Origin of the sequence: Paraclostridium dentum (assembly GCF_012922555.1) — a bacterium.
Classification (GTDB): domain Bacteria; phylum Bacillota; class Clostridia; order Peptostreptococcales; family Peptostreptococcaceae; genus Paraclostridium; species Paraclostridium dentum.
This window is the reverse complement of sequence record NZ_WIPK01000005.1, coordinates 43,526-60,232: the sequence shown is the minus strand read 5'-3', so window position 1 is coordinate 60,232 and position 16,707 is coordinate 43,526. Positions and strand designations below refer to the sequence as shown.

Below are 16,707 nucleotides of genomic sequence, written 5' to 3'. Positions count from 1 at the left end.
TTATTGTTTGCTTTTTATAAAAATAAGTTATATCCTATTATAATATTAAACAAAATTGAGAACAATAATTCTTGAGTTAAATATAAATAACTTAAAAAATATCATAAACTATGTACTTTTATGAAAAAAAATGGTATAGTAAATAGTGATAAATTTGTTTAATGTATACAAGTAATGATATCGATTTTTAAAATTGTTAATTAAAAATAATTACATATTATTGTTAAAGATTTAAGGAGGTATACTAATGAAAGTATTAGTATTAAACTGTGGTAGTTCTTCATTAAAATATCAATTAATAGATATGTCAAATGAAGAAGTTTTATGTATAGGATTAGTTGAGAGAATAGGAATCGAAGGTTCTATATTAAAGCAAGAAAAAGATGGAGTAGAAGGTAAGCTTGTAGTAGAGCAACCAATGAAAAATCACCAAGATGCTATAAAATTAGTATTAGAAGGTGTAGTTGATCCTAAATTCGGTGGAGTTAAGGATATAAGCGAAGTTGAAGCTGTAGGACACAGAGTTGTACACGGTGGAGAGAAATTTGCTAGTTCAGTTAAGATAAATGATGAAGTTATGAAAGCATTAGAAGAGTGTGTTGAATTAGCACCACTTCATAATCCAGCTAACATAATGGGAATAGAAGCTTGTGAAGCTATACTTCCAGGAGTACCAATGGTTGGAGTATTCGATACTGCATTCCATCAAACTATGCCTAAGAAGTCATACTTATATGGATTACCTCATGAATTATACACTAAGTATGGAGTAAGAAGATACGGATTCCACGGAACTTCTCACAAGTATGTATCTCAAAGAGCTGCAGAAATGTTAGGAAAGAACGTAGAAGACTTAAAAATAATAACTTGTCACTTAGGAAACGGAGCTTCTGTAGCTGCTGTTGATGGTGGTAAATGTGTAGATACTTCAATGGGATTCACTCCATTAGAAGGATTAATAATGGGAACTAGATGTGGAGATATAGATGCTGCTATATTACCATTCTTAATGGAAAAAGAAGGATTAGACGCTAAAGGATTATCTGACTTAATGAACAAACAATCTGGGGTATACGGAATGACTGGTATATCAAGTGACTTCAGAGATATAGAAGGAGCTGCTGCAAAGGGAGATGAAAAAGCTCAAGTTGCATTAGATGCTTATGTTCAAAGAGTTCAAAAATACATAGGAGCTTACGTTGCAGAGATGAACGGTGTAGATGCTGTAGTATTTACTGCTGGTGTTGGTGAAAATGGTATAGAGATAAGAGAATCTATAGCTTCTAACATGGAATTCTTAGGAATGAACTTAGATAAAGAAGCTAACAAAGTTAGAGGAAAAGAAACAGTAATATCTACTGCAGATTCAAAAGTTAAGATATTATTAGTTCCAACTAACGAAGAGTTAATGATAGCAAGAGATACTGTTGCATTAGTAAAATAATTGCAATTGGATATAATATAATTAAGGTAGGTTAAAACCTACCTTAATTTTTGCCAAGAAATAAATTAACTATCAAGTAAAAATACTTGACAAACAAAGCTTATATTTGTATAATAAATTTGGCAATAAATTGAGGTGAACTTAATGAAGATTAGTTTAGATAAGATTATAAGAAAAGAAACTGATAATTTACACTTGAATTTTTGCGAAAAAATTGATAGTATTAATTATTGTGATAATACTTATAAATTAACTTCTCCACTTAATTTAAACGGAACAATAAGTAAAACTAATAAGGGTTTATTTTTAGATTGCAATGTTGAATTTAATATAGTTGATAATTGCGCTAGATGTTTAAGTGAAGTAGAAGTAAAATTAAGTTATCCTATTCAAGGATTTTTAGTTAAACAAGAAGTGGATGAAAATGAAGTAGAAGAGTTTGATGTTTATACTTATAAAAACGATGAAGTTGATTTCATAGATTTAATAGAACAAACATTAGATTTTAATCTGCCTCAAAGAGTTCTTTGTGATGAAGATTGTAAAGGCCTATGCCCTACTTGTGGGACAAACTTAAATAAAAAAGTTTGTTCTTGTGATGAAACTGCGAACGACGAGGAGATAATAGATCCCCGTTTTGCTAAATTAAAAGAAATGTTTAAAAATGACTAAGGAGGTGGCGTAAATGGCAGTACCAAAGCGTAAAACATCTAAATCAAATACAAAAATGAGAAGAGCAGCTAACTCAAAGATGGTAGCAACTGGATTCGTAAGTTGCCCACAATGTCATGAGCCAAAGTTACCACATAGAGTATGTCCAGATTGTGGATATTATAAAGGTAAAGAAGTTGTTTCTAAGTAATACTTCTAAAAAACATGTAGAATACTCTACATGTTTTTTTTTGCTTAAATATGAAAAAAATTGTGATAATATTTAAGTGTACGCAAAAATTATAAATAAAAAATAAATAAGTAGTTGATTATTTATAATTAATATTATATACTACTATTAGTAGTTGGTACTAATTCCAACTATAAAAACTTGGAGGTAATATGAAAAAGAAGAGCAAAGCACAAAGACAAGAAGAACTTGTTGGAATGCTAAAAGACGATCCTTTTTATACAGATGAAGAATTAGCAAGCATCTTTGATGTAAGTATACAAACCATAAGACTTGATAGACTTGCATTAAATATCCCAGAACTTAGGGAGAGAGTTAAGCAAATAGCTGAAACTGAAACATCTAAAGTTAAAACTTTAGGTATAAAAGAGATAACAGGAGAGATAATTGACTTATCTGTAGGTCAATTAGGCATATCCATGTTGGATATTACCGAAGACATGATCTACTCCAAAACTGGAACTCTTAAGGATGAATATATATTTTCAATGGCTAATTCATTAGCTATGGCGATTTTAGATGCGCCTAAGGTAATAATGAGATTTGCTAATATAAAAACGCTAAAACATATACAACAAAAAGATAGGCTAATAGCGAAAGCTGAGATTTATAAAAACATAGATAAAAAACATTATGTAAAAGTTGTTGTTAACAATAAAGCGCAAGAGCAAATTTTCAGAGGAAAATTTATATTTGAAGAGTTAGTTTAGGAGGAGAATAATATGAAAATTGTAATTGATGGAATGGGCGGAGATAATGCACCAAAGTCTAATGTAGAAGGTGTAGTTAACGCTATAAAAGAATATGGTGTAGATATAATAATCACTGGAGATAAAGAAATATTAGAAAATGAATTTGCAAAGCATGAATTTGACAAAAGTAAATTAGAAATAGTTCATACTACTGAAATTATAGAGAATGAAGATAAACCCGTTAAAGCAATAAGATCTAAAAAAGATTCGTCAATGGTTGTAGCTTTAAGAATGGTAAAAGAAAACAAAGCAGATGCAATAGTATCAGCAGGAAATACAGGAGCATTATTAGCAGGTGGTTTATTTGTGGTAGGTAGAATAAAAGGAATAGACAGACCTTGTTTATGCCCAGCTATACCAAATGTAAAAGGTGGAATGACACTTATTGCAGATGGAGGAGCTAATGCAGATTGTAAGCCAATAAACTTAGTTGAATTTGCAGGTATGAGTAATATTTATGCAAACAAAGTATTAGGAATTGAAAACCCTAGAGTTGCTCTTGCGAATGTAGGAATAGAAGAGGGCAAGGGAAATGACTTAGCAAAGAAATCATATGAAGAACTTAAAAAATTAAATTTAAACTTCATTGGAAATATAGAAGCAAGAGAATTAATAAACTCATATACAGATATAGTTGTGTGTGATGGATTTACAGGAAATATTTTATTAAAATCAGCAGAAGGTATTGCGATGTCAATATTAGGCCTTTTAAAGGAAACTTTCCTGGCTAGTACAAAAGGTAAATTAGGAGCAATGCTGTTAAAAGATGATTTAAGAAAATTAAAAACTATGATGGATTACTCAGAATATGGAGGAGCGCCTCTTTTAGGTGTTAATGGAGGAGTTATAAAAGCTCATGGAAGTTCTGATGCAAAAGCTGTAAAAAATGCTATAAACCAAGCAATAAAATTTGCAAAGGGAGATGTAGTCGAAGATATTAAAGAATTTATAAAGACTATAGAAGAAAATAGCGAAGAAGAATAGAAAAGTACCACTTGGAGGTTAATTTATGAATACAAAGGCTGGTATATTAGGGGTTGGAAGTTATGTTCCTAAAAAGGTAATGACTAACTTCGATCTTGAAAAGATAATGGATACATCAGATGAATGGATAAGAACAAGAACAGGAATAAATGAAAGACGATTAGTAGATGAAAATGAAGCAACATCAGATCTTGCAACTAAAGCAGCTATAAAAGCAATAGAAAATGCAAACTTGACTCCAGAAGATATAGATTTAATTATAGTAGCTACAATTACACCAGACATGGTATTTCCATCTACAGCATGCTTAGTTCAAGCAAACATAAATGCAACTAAAGCAGCAGGTTTTGACCTTGAAGCGGCATGCTCAGGATTTATATATGGTATAACAATAGCAAAACAATTTATAGAAACTAAAACATATAAACATGTATTAGTAATAGGAGCAGAAGCTTTATCAACAATATTAGATTATGAAGATAGATCTACAGCAATATTATTTGGAGATGGAGCTGGAGCGGTAGTTATGGGACCAGTTGAAGAAGGCGGAGTATTATCTACAAATTTAGGCTCTGATGGAAATGGTAAAGATTATCTTAAAGTACCAGCTGGAGGTTCTAAGTTGCCAGCTAGTGAAGAAACTGTTAAAGATAGATTGCATTACATACAAATGGCAGGAAGTGATGTATTTAAATTTGCTGTTAGAATAATGCAAGATGCATCTGTTAAATGTATAGAAAGTGCTAACTTGAGTATACAAGATGTAGATTACCTTATACCACACCAAGCTAATATAAGAATAATAGAAGCTTCAGCAAAAAGATTAAACTTAAGTATGGATAAAGTATATGTGAACTTAAATAGATATGGAAACATGTCAGCAGCATCAATTCCAGTAGCGTTAGATGAAGCCTATAGAGAAGGAAAAATTAAAAAAGGCGATAATGTAGTTCTAGTAGGATTCGGAGGCGGATTGACATGGGGAGCTTCTTTAGTTAGATGGAGTATATAAGGAGGAAATTATGAAGGATTTATGTGAATTATTAAATATAAAATACCCTATAATCCAAGGTGGGATGGCTTGGGTAGCAACTGCTGAATTAGCAGCAGGAGTATCAAATGCTGGAGGATTAGGAATAATTGCAGCAGGAAATGCACCAAAAGAAGTAATAAAAGAGCAAATAAAAAAGTGCAGAGAATTAACAGATAAACCGTTTGGAGTTAATGTTATGCTATTATCTCCATTTGTAGAAGAGATAATGGATTTAATAGTAGAAGAAAGAGTAGAAGTAATAACTACAGGAGCTGGAAATCCAGCAAAATATATAGAGCGATTAAAAGAAGTAAATACAAAGATTATACCCGTAGTTCCAACTATTGCACTAGCAAAAAGAATGGAAAAGCATGGTGCAGATGCAGTAATAGTTGAAGGAACAGAAGCAGGAGGACATATAGGCGAGCTAACAACAATGGTTCTAACTCCTCAAGTTGTAGATAATGTAAATATTCCTGTAATTGCAGCAGGAGGAATTGCTGATGGTAAAGGATTGGCAGCAGCACTATGCCTAGGGGCTAGTGGTGTACAAATAGGAACAAGATTTATTTGTAGTGATGAATGCATAGCTCATGAAAACTATAAAAATCTTATTTTAAAATCTAGAGATAGAGATGCAATAGTTACAGGAAGAAGTACTGGACATCCGGTTAGAACACTAAAAAATAAATTGGCTAAAGAAATATTAAATATGGAAAAAGAAGGAGTTAATCCTTTAGATATAGATCAAAAAGGTGTAGGGTCATTAAGAATGGCAGTTGTAAATGGAGATGTAGATAATGGATCATTTATGGCAGGTCAAATAGCATCTTATATAAATGATGTGAAGCCCTGCAAACAAATAATAGAAGATATAATGGAAGAATCAAAATCTATATTATCTAAAATAAATAAAAAATTGGAGGTATAGTATGGGTAAGGTTGCATTAGTATTTCCTGGTCAAGGAGCTCAATATGTAGGTATGGCAAATGATATATATAACAATGATGACATAGCTAAAAAAATTATTGATGAAGCAGAAAGATCAGTTGGAATAAATTTAAAAAAAATAATGTTTGAAGGTAGTGATGAAGAACTAGCTAAAACAGAAAATACTCAACCAGCTATAGTTACTCATAGTATAGCGCTATTTGAAAGTTTAAAAGATAAGATAGATTTAAAATATGATGCATGCTTAGGGCTATCACTAGGAGAATATAGTGCTTTAGTAGCAGCAGATGCAATGGATTTTAACGATGCTGTAGCGGTAGTTAAAAAAAGAGGCAAGTATATGCAAGAAAGTGTACCTTTAGGCAAGGGAACTATGGCAGCTATACTAGGGTTAGATAGAGAAAAAGTAAATGAGGTTATAGAACAAGTTGATAATGGAATAATAGAGGTTGCAAACTATAACTCTCCAGGTCAAATTGTAATATCAGGGGAGACAGGTACGGTAAAAGATAGTATAAGTTTATTTAAAGAAAACGGAGCAAAAAAAGCTGTTGTATTAAATGTAAGTGCACCTTTTCATTCATCTATGCTAGAACCAGCTGGATTAAAGCTAAAAAAAGAATTAGATGATATTAAACTAAGAAAATGTAAGGTATCTGTAGTTTCAAATGTAAATGCAGATTATTATACAGACAACTATAAAGATCTTTTGGTTAGTCAAGTGAGCTCATCTGTTTTATGGGAAGATTCAATAGAAAAGCTAATAAATGAAGGGTTTGATACATTTATTGAAATCGGACCAGGAAAAGTGCTAAAAGGATTTATAAATAAAATTTCCAAAAAGAATAAAGTTGATACTAAAGTTTATAACATTGATAATATGGAATCTATGAATGACTTTGTTGAAGCTTATAAAAGAGGTGAAATATAATGGTTAACTTACAAGATAAAGTAGCAATTGTAACTGGAGGATCTAGGGGTATAGGTAAAGCTATAGCTAAAAAACTAGCATCACAAAAAGCAAATGTTGTAATAAACTATACATCAAATGAAGAACATGCTTTAAAAACTAAAGAAGAAATAGAATCATATGGTGTTAAAAGTATGATAGTAAAATGCGATGTATCTAAAAGTAGCGAAGTTGACAATATGATAGAGTCTGTAGTTAAAGAGTTTGGAAAAGTAGATATATTAGTAAACAATGCTGGTATAACAAAAGATGGACTTTTAATGAGAATGAAAGAAGATGACTTTGACAAGGTTATCGATATAAATCTAAAAGGTGTTTTCAACTGCACAAAAGCAGCTACTAAATATATGATGAAAAAAAGATATGGAAAAATAATAAACATATCATCTGTAGTTGGAATAATAGGAAATCCAGGGCAAGCAAACTACTGTGCATCTAAAGCAGGTGTAATAGGGCTTACAAAATCAAGTGCTAGAGAATTGGCATCAAGAAACATAAGTGTAAATGCTATAGCTCCAGGATTTATAGATACAGATATGACTAGTGTTTTAAATGAAGATTTAAAATCTAATATGTTAAAAAACATTCCGCAAAATAGATTTGGAGAGCCTGATGATGTGGCTAATGCAGTATTGTTTTTAGCAAGTGATATGGCAAGTTATATAACAGGTCAGGTTATAAATGTAGATGGTGGAATGGTAATGCAATAAAAAAGTAAAAATATAAGTTTAAATAAAATTTAGGAGGAATTAAATTATGTTTGAAAAAGTTGTAGAAATAATAAAGGATCAATTAGGAATAGACAATAAAGAAGTAACTATGGAGACTTCATTAATGAAAGATTTAGAAGCAGATTCATTAGACGCTGTTGAAATAATGATGGCTCTTGAAGATGAATTTTCAATAGAAATACCAGATACAGAAGCAGAAAAGTTCGTATGCATAGGAGATATAGTTAAATATATAGAAGCAAACAAATAGTGGAGGAAATGTTATGAAAAGAAGAGTTGTTATAACTGGATTAGGTTGTGTTACTCCAGTTGGAACAGGAAAAGAAACATTTTGGACCAACATAAAAGATGGAGTTTGTGGTATAGATAAAATAACTAGCTTTGACGCATCCTCATTTCAAACACAAATAGCTGGAGAAGTAAAAGATTTTAATCCAGAAGATTATATAAATAAAAAAGAATTGAAAAGAATGGATAGATTTACTCATTTTGCCATAGCATCTTCGCAAATGGCAGTAAAAGATGCAAATCTTGACTTAGACAAAGTAGATAGCGAAAAAATGGGAGTTATAATAGGTTCTGGTATAGGAGGCGTTGCTACAATAGAAGAGCAACACAAAATTTTACTAGAAAAAGGAAATAGAAGAGTTAGTCCATTTTTCGTTCCTATGATGATTTCTAACATGGCAGCAGGCCAAGTATCTATTGCATTAGGTGCAAAAGGACCAAACACTAATGTATCTACTGCTTGTGCATCAGGGTCTCATGCTATAGGAGATGCATTTAAAGCTATACAAAGAGGCGATGCAGACATAATGGTAGCAGGAGGAAGTGAAGCTGGTGTTACACCACTTTCATTTGCCGGTTTCTGTAATATGAAGGCTATGTCTACTAGAAATGATGATCCAAAAACTGCTTCAAGACCATTTGATAAAGATAGAGATGGATTTGTAATGGGAGAAGGAGCAGGTATATTAATACTAGAAGATTTAGATCATGCTATAAAAAGAGGTGCTAAGATTTATGCTGAAATAGTTGGATATGGAGCAACAGCAGATGCATATCATATGACAACTCCAGCAGAAAATGGAGAAGGAGCAGCTAGATCTATAAGCATGGCAATGAAAGATGGAAATATTCCTCTTGATGAAGTTGATTATATAAATGCTCATGGAACATCTACTTACTATAATGATAAGTTTGAAACAATGGCAATTAAAAGTGTTTTTAAAGACCAAGCATATGAACTTTGCGTATCATCTACAAAGTCTATGACAGGCCATTTATTAGGAGCTGCAGGAGCGGTTGAAGCTATCGTATGTGCTATGGCTATAAGTGATGGATATGTTCCTCCTACTATAAATGTAGAAAACTTAGATGAAGAGTTAGATTTAGATTATGTTGTAAACGAAGGCAAGAAAAGAGATGTTAGATATGCACTGTCAAATTCTTTAGGATTTGGCGGGCACAATGCAACTTTAGCATTTAAAAAATATGAATAAGTAATTATTAAAAGAGTTACCTAAAATAGGTAACTCTTTTTTGTTTTTTGTCATAAATATTTAATATTGAAAATATAATTATATAAACAAAGGAGGACAAGGGATATGAATAAACTTTCAGATGAAATTTTAAATTCTCTATCGCTTAAGCTAAGAGAAAAAATAATAAATGTACAATATGAAGATCTAAATATAGAAGAAATAAGACTTAGAGTAGAGAAACCATTAATAATAAATTCTAATAATAGAGACTATTTTTATAATAACTCTATGAACAAGCTAGATACAAAAAATTCAAATTCGTATGTTGTAAAAAAAGAAGATATAGAACAGACATTTCAACTTATGTGCAAATATTCAATTCATTCATTTATAGATGACATAAAAAAAGGGTTTATAACATTAAAAGGTGGGCATAGAGTTGGAATAGTTGGAAAGGTAATAATTGAAGAGGGACAAGTTAAAAATATAAAGCACATATCGTCTTTAAATATAAGGATTTCTAGAGAGGTATTAGATTGCTCTGAAAAAGTATTAAATCACATAATTAAGAGTTCTAACGAAGTAAATAATACTTTAATAATTTCACCGCCACAATGTGGTAAAACAACATTACTTAGAGATATAGTTAGAAATTTAAGTAATGGGAATAAAGAAAAAGGGTTTAATGGAATTAAAGTAGCTCTTATAGATGAAAGGAATGAGATTTCAGGATCATATTTAGGAGTAGCTCAGATGGATGTTGGAATAAGAACAGACATAATAGAAACATGCCCAAAAGATATAGGCATAATGATGTTACTTAGGGCTATGTCACCTAACTTAATAGTAACGGATGAAATAGGTAGTGAAAAGGAAATAAAAGCTTTGTACACAGCTTTAAATGGGGGAGTTAGCTTAATAACGACAGTACATGGGAATTCCATAGAAGATATAAGGGAAAGAAAGGAATTAAGCAAATTACTCGATAAAGAATTATTCAAAAAAGTAATAATACTTTCGGCTAAAAATGGACCAGGGACAATTGAAAAAATATATGACTTAGAAGAAAAGAGGTGGTATTTTGCAAATTAAAATAGCTCTAATAAGTATTTTAGTAGCATGTAGCTATCTGATTGGAGAGTATTTATACAAAGCTTATACAAAAAGGCATAAACAGTTAAATGAGCTCATAAGGATATTAGAGGTAATGCGAATGGACTTATCATTTGGATTGTACACATTGGAAGAAATATTTTATAGGATAGGAGAAAATAAAGAATTTTCACTTGGACCTTTTTTTAAACATATGAGTATAGATCTAAAAGCAGATAATAGCAAAACATTAGAAACGATATTATCAAAGAATGCTGACTTTATGATTAAAGAAAGTTATTTTCAAGATAAGGAGGTAGATGAATTAAAAAAATTAATACTTACTCTTGGAAAAGGAGATGTTTATTCTCAAGAGAGGATGATTGATTTATCTATTGAAAATTTAAAAAAACTCACAACAGAAAGTAAAGAAGATGTAGAGAAAAAAGGTATAGTATACAGAAAACTATCTACTATAATTGGGTTAGTTATAGGGATACTTTTAATATAGGAGGGTTAATATGGATATAACTTTGATTTTTAAAGTTGCAGGGATTGGGTTATTGATATCTGTTTTAAATATGGTTCTTGAGAAGACTGATAGAAAAGATTGGACTACCTTAACAACTCTTGCAGGTGTAATAATTGTTCTTACGATGGTAATAACTGAGATAAATGATCTATTTAATGCAGTTAGAACGATGTTTCAGTTATATTAAGGGGGAGATCTTTTGGATGTAATGAAATTGGTAGGTCTTGCGCTTATATCTACTATATTATGCTTAATTATAAAAAAAGATAGACCAGAAATGGCTATGTTTATAGGAATACTAACAGGGATTATGATTTTACTTTCTGTAACCTATAAATTCAATTTTATAATTGAAAGTATAAATGAATTAGCAAATAAGGCTAACATACCTACTATGTATATATCTTTAATAATCAAACTTATAGGAATAGCATACTTAATGGAGTTTGCTATTCAGATATGCAAAGACTGTGGGGAAGGAAATATTGCAGCTAAGCTTGAATTCGGAGGAAAAATTATAGTTATGACTATGTCATTCCCTATATTAATATCTATTGTTGATATGATTTTAAATTTGATTCCATAGGAGAATGATTACTTATGAAAAAAATTGTGACTAGTATAATTTTATGTATACTAATGGGGCTAACATTTGCAAATGTTTCATTTGCACAAGAAGAAAATGATAAAAAAGTAAAAGAAAGTGTAGATACATATATAAGTGAACAATTAAATAAAATTAATTTACAAGAAATTCAAAACCAAATAAAAGATGAAAAGTTTATAGAAGATGTAGATCTCAAAACATTTATGAAAGATTTAATATCTGGCAAGAAAACAATGCTAGATTTATTTGATAAAGAGGGTCTTAAACTATTCTTATTCGATGAATTGAGAGCAAGTTTAAAAGTTGCATCAATAATATTTGTCTTAGCGCTCTTATCATCTATTTTAAAAAGTTTAGACAATTCATTCTCATCTGGGGCAATAAGCCAAGTAACAACCTATATTGTATTTATAGTAATGGTAACTTTAACATTGGTAGGATTTAAAGATGTTTTAAATATATGTAACACCACCATTGATAGCATGATCAATTTGATGCAGATACTAATGCCAATATTAATAACATTTTTAGTGGTAATGGGATTTCCTATGACATCTACTGTTATGACCCCTATATTTATGGGAGGAGTAACATTTATAAATATAGTTTTTAAAAACTTCCTATTTGTATCGATTACAATAGGTTTTGCAATACTTGTTATAAATAATTTATCTAATAGTATAAAACTTAAAAAGTTGGCATCTTTTATAAAACAAATAAATCTGATAACAATTGGAGCTATATTTACTATATATTTAGCATTAGTATCTATGCAGGGGATGTACGTTAAGAGCTTAGATGGATTTGCAGTTAAAAGTACTAAGTTTGCTATAGGAAATTTTATACCTGTTGTAGGAGGATTTGTATCAGACTCATTTGATATAATATTATCTTCATCTCAACTTATAAAGAACTTATTTGGAGGAGTTGGACTCATAATATTAGTCGGAATATGCTTAATTCCTATAATAAAAATCATTTCAATAATATTAGTTTATAAAACATCAGCAATGATAGTAGAACCAGTTGGAGAAGATAGTATTTCCAACTTTTTAAATGAGATTTCAAATCTTATGGCAATAATGTTAGCATGTATCATAGCTATAACAATAATGTTTTTCGTTACTATAGCAATTGTAGTTTCTATTAGTGTTGTGGCACAGTAAAAGGAGGAATATATGTTAGAGAATATTAAAGCTTGGATAATAAGTATTTTAATTGCAGCCTTTATAGTTAACATAGTTAATATGATTCTTCCTTCTTCAAAATTAAAGTCATATATTAACCTAGTTTTAAATTTTATATTTATATTCATTGCTATAAATCCAGTCATTAATTTTTTTTCAGATGGAACAAGTTTAGAGGACAAATTATTAAAAACATATACGAAATATAATCAACAATATGTTGATAGCATGAATAGTCTAGCTAAAGACACAGGGGGAAAAAGCATAAAGTCTGGGTATGAAGATGGATTAAAAAGCATATTAGAATTAAAACTAGATGAATATGGTTATGAACTTGAAGATATTGAATTAGACGGATCTGATGTAAGTAAAGTTAAGGTTAAAGAAAAAAATAGTAATAAAGAAGAAAAAAAGGACATACAATCTAGTGAGGGTGAAAAAGATAAACAAGTATTTAAAGAAAGCTCAAATAATGAAGATAAAAAATCAAAAGATGAAGTTAAAAAGAGCTTAGTAGACATACTTGATATATCCATTGAAAATATAGAAATTGATAAATAGGGGTTGAGAATAGGTATGTTTAAAAACTTAAAGGAAGATGATAAGAAAAAGATATACACTCTAGCCGCGCTGTCGTTTGTGTGTATTATGGGACTAGCTATATTTACAAAAAATCCAGTTGACAAAAAAGATAAAGAAACTTTTGAAGAAAATAAAGATCAAAAGTCTGCACAAGTAGAAGTAAAAAAAGATAATGATTTAGAAAGTCAACTTAAAAATATATTATCTCAGATAGAGGGAGCAGGAGAAGTTGATGTGATGATTACTTTTTCATCTGGGGAACAAATAGAACCAGCATTTAACTCAAATGCTACAAAGGAAGAGACGACTGAAAAAGATGCTCAAGGTGGAGAGAGAACAGTTACTACGTCGAGTGAAAATAAAACAATGATAACTTCAGGAGAAAGTAAACCTGTAGTTATAAAAACGTCAGAGCCAGAAATAAAAGGGGTTATAGTAGTTTCTAGTGGGGCTAGCGATCCAACTGTAAAACAAAGTCTATACTCAGCAGTTCAAACATCACTTCAGGTTTCAGGACACCAAGTTGAAATTTATTCTAAATAGGTAAAAAAATATTCATAATAAAAAAGCTCGTACATATAAATATTACAAGAATATAATTATTAATTAGGGGGAGTATAAATGAAATTTAACAAAAGTATGTTTAAAAGTAGAGGGTTTGTCGTAATGTCATTAACACTTATGTTAGTGGTGGTTGGGACAGTAAATTATAATTTAAGCAAAAAATCTGTATTAGAAGCATCTAAAGAAATGGAAATGTATGAAGATGCGCAACTATCAAAAAATAATGATAAAAAGGACTCTAAAAAAGATATTAAAGTTGTAGATAGCAAAGATACTGTAGTTAATGAAAAAGCTAAAGAAACTAGTAAAGAAATAGAAAAGAAAATGACTTCTGATAAAAATATGAAAAAAGCATCATATGCAGTAGATATGAAAATGAATAGAGAGAAACAAAGAAATGAGCTAACAGAAGATTTAAATGAAATAATAAATAATCCATCTACATCAGAAGAAACTAGAAAGCAAGCATCTAATATGAAATTACAACTTGTAAAAGATCAAGAATTAGAAATTAAAATAGAAGATTTATTAGGCGCAAAAGGATTTGAAGATTCATTAGTGTACATAAGTGAAGAAACTGTTAATGTAGTAGTAAACAAAGAATTACAACAAAAAGATGCAGCTAAAATATTCGATTTAGTTGCAAATGAGTCAAAAGTTAACTATGATAATATAAAACTTATGAGCAGTAATTCTAAATAAGTATAAATGCCTCAGTTATACTGGGGCTTTTTTACGTACAATAATAAGTCGATTACATAAATACTAGATTAAGCAAATCGAACTTTTTATTGCAAATTAAAGCTCTATTTGGTATTATTATATAATAAAATAGTTTATATAGGGATGTGATATATGATGGAAAATAATAACTTTGGACAAGTTAAGATATCAAATGATGTCATCGCTACTATAGCAGGATTAGCAGCTATTGAAGTAGAAGGAGTAGGAACTACATCGACATTCACAGATAAATTACTAAAGAATAATGGTGTTAAGATACAAATAGAGGAAGACGAAGTTATCTTAGATGTTATGATAATAATTGATTATGGAATATCTATACCTGATATAGCTTTTAAAGTACAGGAAAATGTAAAAAATACAGTTGAAACAATGACTGGATTAAAAGTTTCTCAAGTTAATATACATGTTCAAGGAATCAACTTTAAAAAGGAAAAAGTTGAGAAGGCAGAAGCAAAGTAATCATCTACGATAAATTAATATTTCCCTCTGAAAATCAGAGGGTTTTTTTACGCTTAAAGAAATTACATTAAACAAAAAAATGTGGATAAACTATAAAATATAGTCATATCAATTATTTCGTATTGAACGTAAAAAAAGTTTTTGAGCAACGGACGAAGTCGGTGGAGACATGAGCGGAGCGAATTTTTTACGATTAAATATGTATATACTAAATTCAAAGGAGGAATAAGCAAATGAGAAAAGCTAAAATGATAACGACGAGAGAGTATATGATGAAGTTTATATACCAAATAGACATGAATAAAGAGGATTTAACTGATTTAAATGATAAATTAGAAAACTTCTTAAACGATAACTTTGAATACATAAAGAATAGATATGAGGAATTAAAATTACAATTTTCAGATGAAGCGGACGTTGAATTAGAAGAAACAGAGTTAAGCCAATTTATTGATTTAAAATATAGCAAAGAACTAGTTGAAAGCTTTAACGCAAATAAAGAAAGCATAGATTCTTTAATAAATAAATATGCTAAAAACTGGACTATAAATAGAATGGCTAAAGTAGACTTAGCAATACTTAGACTTGCTATTTGTGAAATACTATACATGTCAGAAATGCCTACTAAAGTTTCTATAAATGAAGCTATAGAATTAGCTAAACTTTACTGTGATGACAAATCTCCTAAGTTTATAAATGGAATATTAGGAAGTGTTGTAAGTGAAATCGGAGAAAAATAAAAATATAATAATAGGATTAGATACTAGCTGCTATACAACTTCTATAGCAGCTATATCTTTAGAAAAAAGTATAGTATTTAATAAAAAAATTATGTTAAAAGTAAAGAAAGATTCAAAAGGGCTAAGACAAAGCGAAATGGTGTTTCAACACGTAAATAATTTAGGGGAAATAAGTGAAGAATTAAAAAATATAATGAACGGATATAATATATGTGCAATATGTGCATCTGAAAAACCAAGGCCGATAAATGATTCGTATATGCCTGCATTTACAGTAGGATATAATTTTGCAAAATTATTTAGTAGTATGAATAATATTAATTTATATTCAACAACTCATCAAGAAAATCATATTGAAGCTAGCTTATATGAAAAAAAATTAAGAAGTAATAAATTTATTTCTGTTCATATGTCGGGAGGAACAACAGAAATATTATTAGTTGAAAAACATAATGATGTATCAAATATTAGAATAATAGGTGGAAGTAAAGATATAAGTTTTGGACAATTAATAGATAGATTAGGCGTTCAATTAGGGGATGAGTTTCCATGTGGAAAATATATAGATAAAAATGCTTTAGAATGTAATCAAAATATAGATGTAGGAATAAAGACATCTGTAAAAGATGGGTATATGAACCTATCTGGGATAGAAAATCAAATCACTAAGCTGAAAAATGATTTTGATGAAAAATACATATCTAAAGCACTAATGGACTCAATAGTGAGAAGTTTATATAAAGCGCTTAGATTTTTATGTAAAGAGTATGATATAAGCGAAGTTGTATTTGCTGGAGGGGTTGCATCAAGCAAATATATAAAAAAGGAGTTAAGTCAAAAACTATATAAAGATAAAGTAATAAGCTTTTTTGCAAAACCTGAATATAGCACAGATAATGCATTAGGTTGTGCACTTATAGGATTAAATAAATTTATAGGAGAATAG

At 29.8% G+C, this 16,707-nt stretch carries 22 protein-coding genes; all 22 read left to right on the top strand.

Annotated elements, in window-relative coordinates:
- Positions 1-247 precede the first annotated feature (247 nt).
- Positions 248-1,444: an acetate/propionate family kinase gene (locus tag GFJ41_RS09975; RefSeq protein ID WP_021430090.1), complete on the top strand. Its 1,197-nt coding sequence runs from the start codon at positions 248-250 to the stop codon at positions 1,442-1,444.
- Between the two features lie 144 nt (positions 1,445-1,588).
- Entirely contained in the window at positions 1,589-2,116 is a 528-nt protein-coding gene (locus GFJ41_RS09970; RefSeq protein WP_021429977.1) for a YceD family protein, read from the top strand.
- 13 nt (positions 2,117-2,129) lie between these two features.
- Positions 2,130-2,306, top strand: coding sequence for a 50S ribosomal protein L32 (rpmF, locus tag GFJ41_RS09965; protein ID WP_021430121.1), 177 nt, complete (start codon positions 2,130-2,132; stop codon positions 2,304-2,306).
- Between the two features lie 191 nt (positions 2,307-2,497).
- Positions 2,498-3,055 carry a transcription factor FapR gene (gene fapR, locus GFJ41_RS09960; protein ID WP_021430034.1) on the top strand — a complete coding sequence of 186 codons (558 nt, stop codon included), beginning with the start codon at positions 2,498-2,500 and terminating at the stop codon, positions 3,053-3,055.
- 12 nt (positions 3,056-3,067) lie between these two features.
- Positions 3,068-4,081 (top strand): phosphate acyltransferase PlsX, encoded by a 1,014-nt coding sequence (plsX, locus tag GFJ41_RS09955; RefSeq protein WP_021430046.1) that lies wholly within the window; start codon positions 3,068-3,070, stop codon positions 4,079-4,081.
- A gap of 25 nt (positions 4,082-4,106) precedes the next feature.
- The gene (locus GFJ41_RS09950; RefSeq protein WP_021430010.1) at positions 4,107-5,093 is read left to right on the top strand and encodes a beta-ketoacyl-ACP synthase III; all 987 of its coding nucleotides are present in this window, start codon (positions 4,107-4,109) and stop codon (positions 5,091-5,093) included.
- Between the two features lie 10 nt (positions 5,094-5,103).
- Positions 5,104-6,045 carry an enoyl-[acyl-carrier-protein] reductase FabK gene (gene fabK / locus GFJ41_RS09945; protein ID WP_170075240.1) on the top strand — a complete coding sequence of 314 codons (942 nt, stop codon included), beginning with the start codon at positions 5,104-5,106 and terminating at the stop codon, positions 6,043-6,045.
- A 1-nt stretch (position 6,046) separates the two neighbouring features.
- Positions 6,047-6,997 carry an ACP S-malonyltransferase gene (gene fabD / locus GFJ41_RS09940; protein WP_170075239.1) on the top strand — a complete coding sequence of 317 codons (951 nt, stop codon included), beginning with the start codon at positions 6,047-6,049 and terminating at the stop codon, positions 6,995-6,997.
- A complete protein-coding gene (fabG, locus tag GFJ41_RS09935) occupies positions 6,997-7,746 on the top strand; it encodes a 3-oxoacyl-[acyl-carrier-protein] reductase (protein ID WP_021430005.1) in 750 nt (249 codons plus the stop codon). Before fabD ends, fabG begins: the two co-directional genes overlap by 1 nt.
- 46 nt (positions 7,747-7,792) lie before the next feature.
- Positions 7,793-8,017 (top strand): acyl carrier protein, encoded by a 225-nt coding sequence (gene acpP / locus GFJ41_RS09930; protein WP_021429992.1) that lies wholly within the window; start codon positions 7,793-7,795, stop codon positions 8,015-8,017.
- Positions 8,018-8,030: 13 nt separating this feature from the next.
- Positions 8,031-9,269: a beta-ketoacyl-ACP synthase II gene (fabF, locus tag GFJ41_RS09925; protein ID WP_021430056.1), complete on the top strand. Its 1,239-nt coding sequence runs from the start codon at positions 8,031-8,033 to the stop codon at positions 9,267-9,269.
- A 105-nt stretch (positions 9,270-9,374) separates the two neighbouring features.
- Positions 9,375-10,343: a stage III sporulation protein AA gene (spoIIIAA, locus tag GFJ41_RS09920; RefSeq protein WP_170075238.1), complete on the top strand. Its 969-nt coding sequence runs from the start codon at positions 9,375-9,377 to the stop codon at positions 10,341-10,343.
- Positions 10,333-10,854, top strand: coding sequence for a stage III sporulation protein AB (spoIIIAB, locus tag GFJ41_RS09915; RefSeq protein ID WP_025161764.1), 522 nt, complete (start codon positions 10,333-10,335; stop codon positions 10,852-10,854). The genes spoIIIAA and spoIIIAB overlap by 11 nt, the downstream gene beginning before the upstream one ends.
- 10 nt (positions 10,855-10,864) lie before the next feature.
- Entirely contained in the window at positions 10,865-11,062 is a 198-nt protein-coding gene (gene spoIIIAC / locus GFJ41_RS09910; RefSeq protein WP_021122904.1) for a stage III sporulation protein AC, read from the top strand.
- 21 nt (positions 11,063-11,083) lie between these two features.
- On the top strand, positions 11,084-11,461 hold the full coding sequence (gene spoIIIAD / locus GFJ41_RS09905; RefSeq protein ID WP_224170712.1) for a stage III sporulation protein AD: 378 nt from the start codon (positions 11,084-11,086) through the stop codon (positions 11,459-11,461).
- A 14-nt stretch (positions 11,462-11,475) separates the two neighbouring features.
- Entirely contained in the window at positions 11,476-12,648 is a 1,173-nt protein-coding gene (spoIIIAE, locus tag GFJ41_RS09900; RefSeq protein WP_021433824.1) for a stage III sporulation protein AE, read from the top strand.
- Positions 12,649-12,660: 12 nt separating this feature from the next.
- Positions 12,661-13,230: a stage III sporulation protein AF gene (locus GFJ41_RS09895; RefSeq protein ID WP_170075237.1), complete on the top strand. Its 570-nt coding sequence runs from the start codon at positions 12,661-12,663 to the stop codon at positions 13,228-13,230.
- 15 nt (positions 13,231-13,245) lie between these two features.
- Positions 13,246-13,794: a SpoIIIAG-related protein gene (locus GFJ41_RS09890; RefSeq protein WP_021430047.1), complete on the top strand. Its 549-nt coding sequence runs from the start codon at positions 13,246-13,248 to the stop codon at positions 13,792-13,794.
- A gap of 78 nt (positions 13,795-13,872) precedes the next feature.
- The gene (locus tag GFJ41_RS09885) at positions 13,873-14,517 is read left to right on the top strand and encodes a SpoIIIAH-like family protein (RefSeq protein ID WP_170075236.1); all 645 of its coding nucleotides are present in this window, start codon (positions 13,873-13,875) and stop codon (positions 14,515-14,517) included.
- A gap of 156 nt (positions 14,518-14,673) precedes the next feature.
- Positions 14,674-15,021, top strand: a complete 348-nt coding sequence (locus GFJ41_RS09880; protein ID WP_021430087.1) for an Asp23/Gls24 family envelope stress response protein — start codon at positions 14,674-14,676, stop codon at positions 15,019-15,021.
- A gap of 233 nt (positions 15,022-15,254) precedes the next feature.
- Complete coding sequence (nusB, locus tag GFJ41_RS09875) at positions 15,255-15,761, top strand: transcription antitermination factor NusB (protein WP_148549787.1); 507 nt, start codon at positions 15,255-15,257, stop codon at positions 15,759-15,761.
- Positions 15,742-16,707, top strand: coding sequence for a hypothetical protein (locus GFJ41_RS09870; protein ID WP_332841138.1), 966 nt, complete (start codon positions 15,742-15,744; stop codon positions 16,705-16,707). Before nusB ends, GFJ41_RS09870 begins: the two co-directional genes overlap by 20 nt.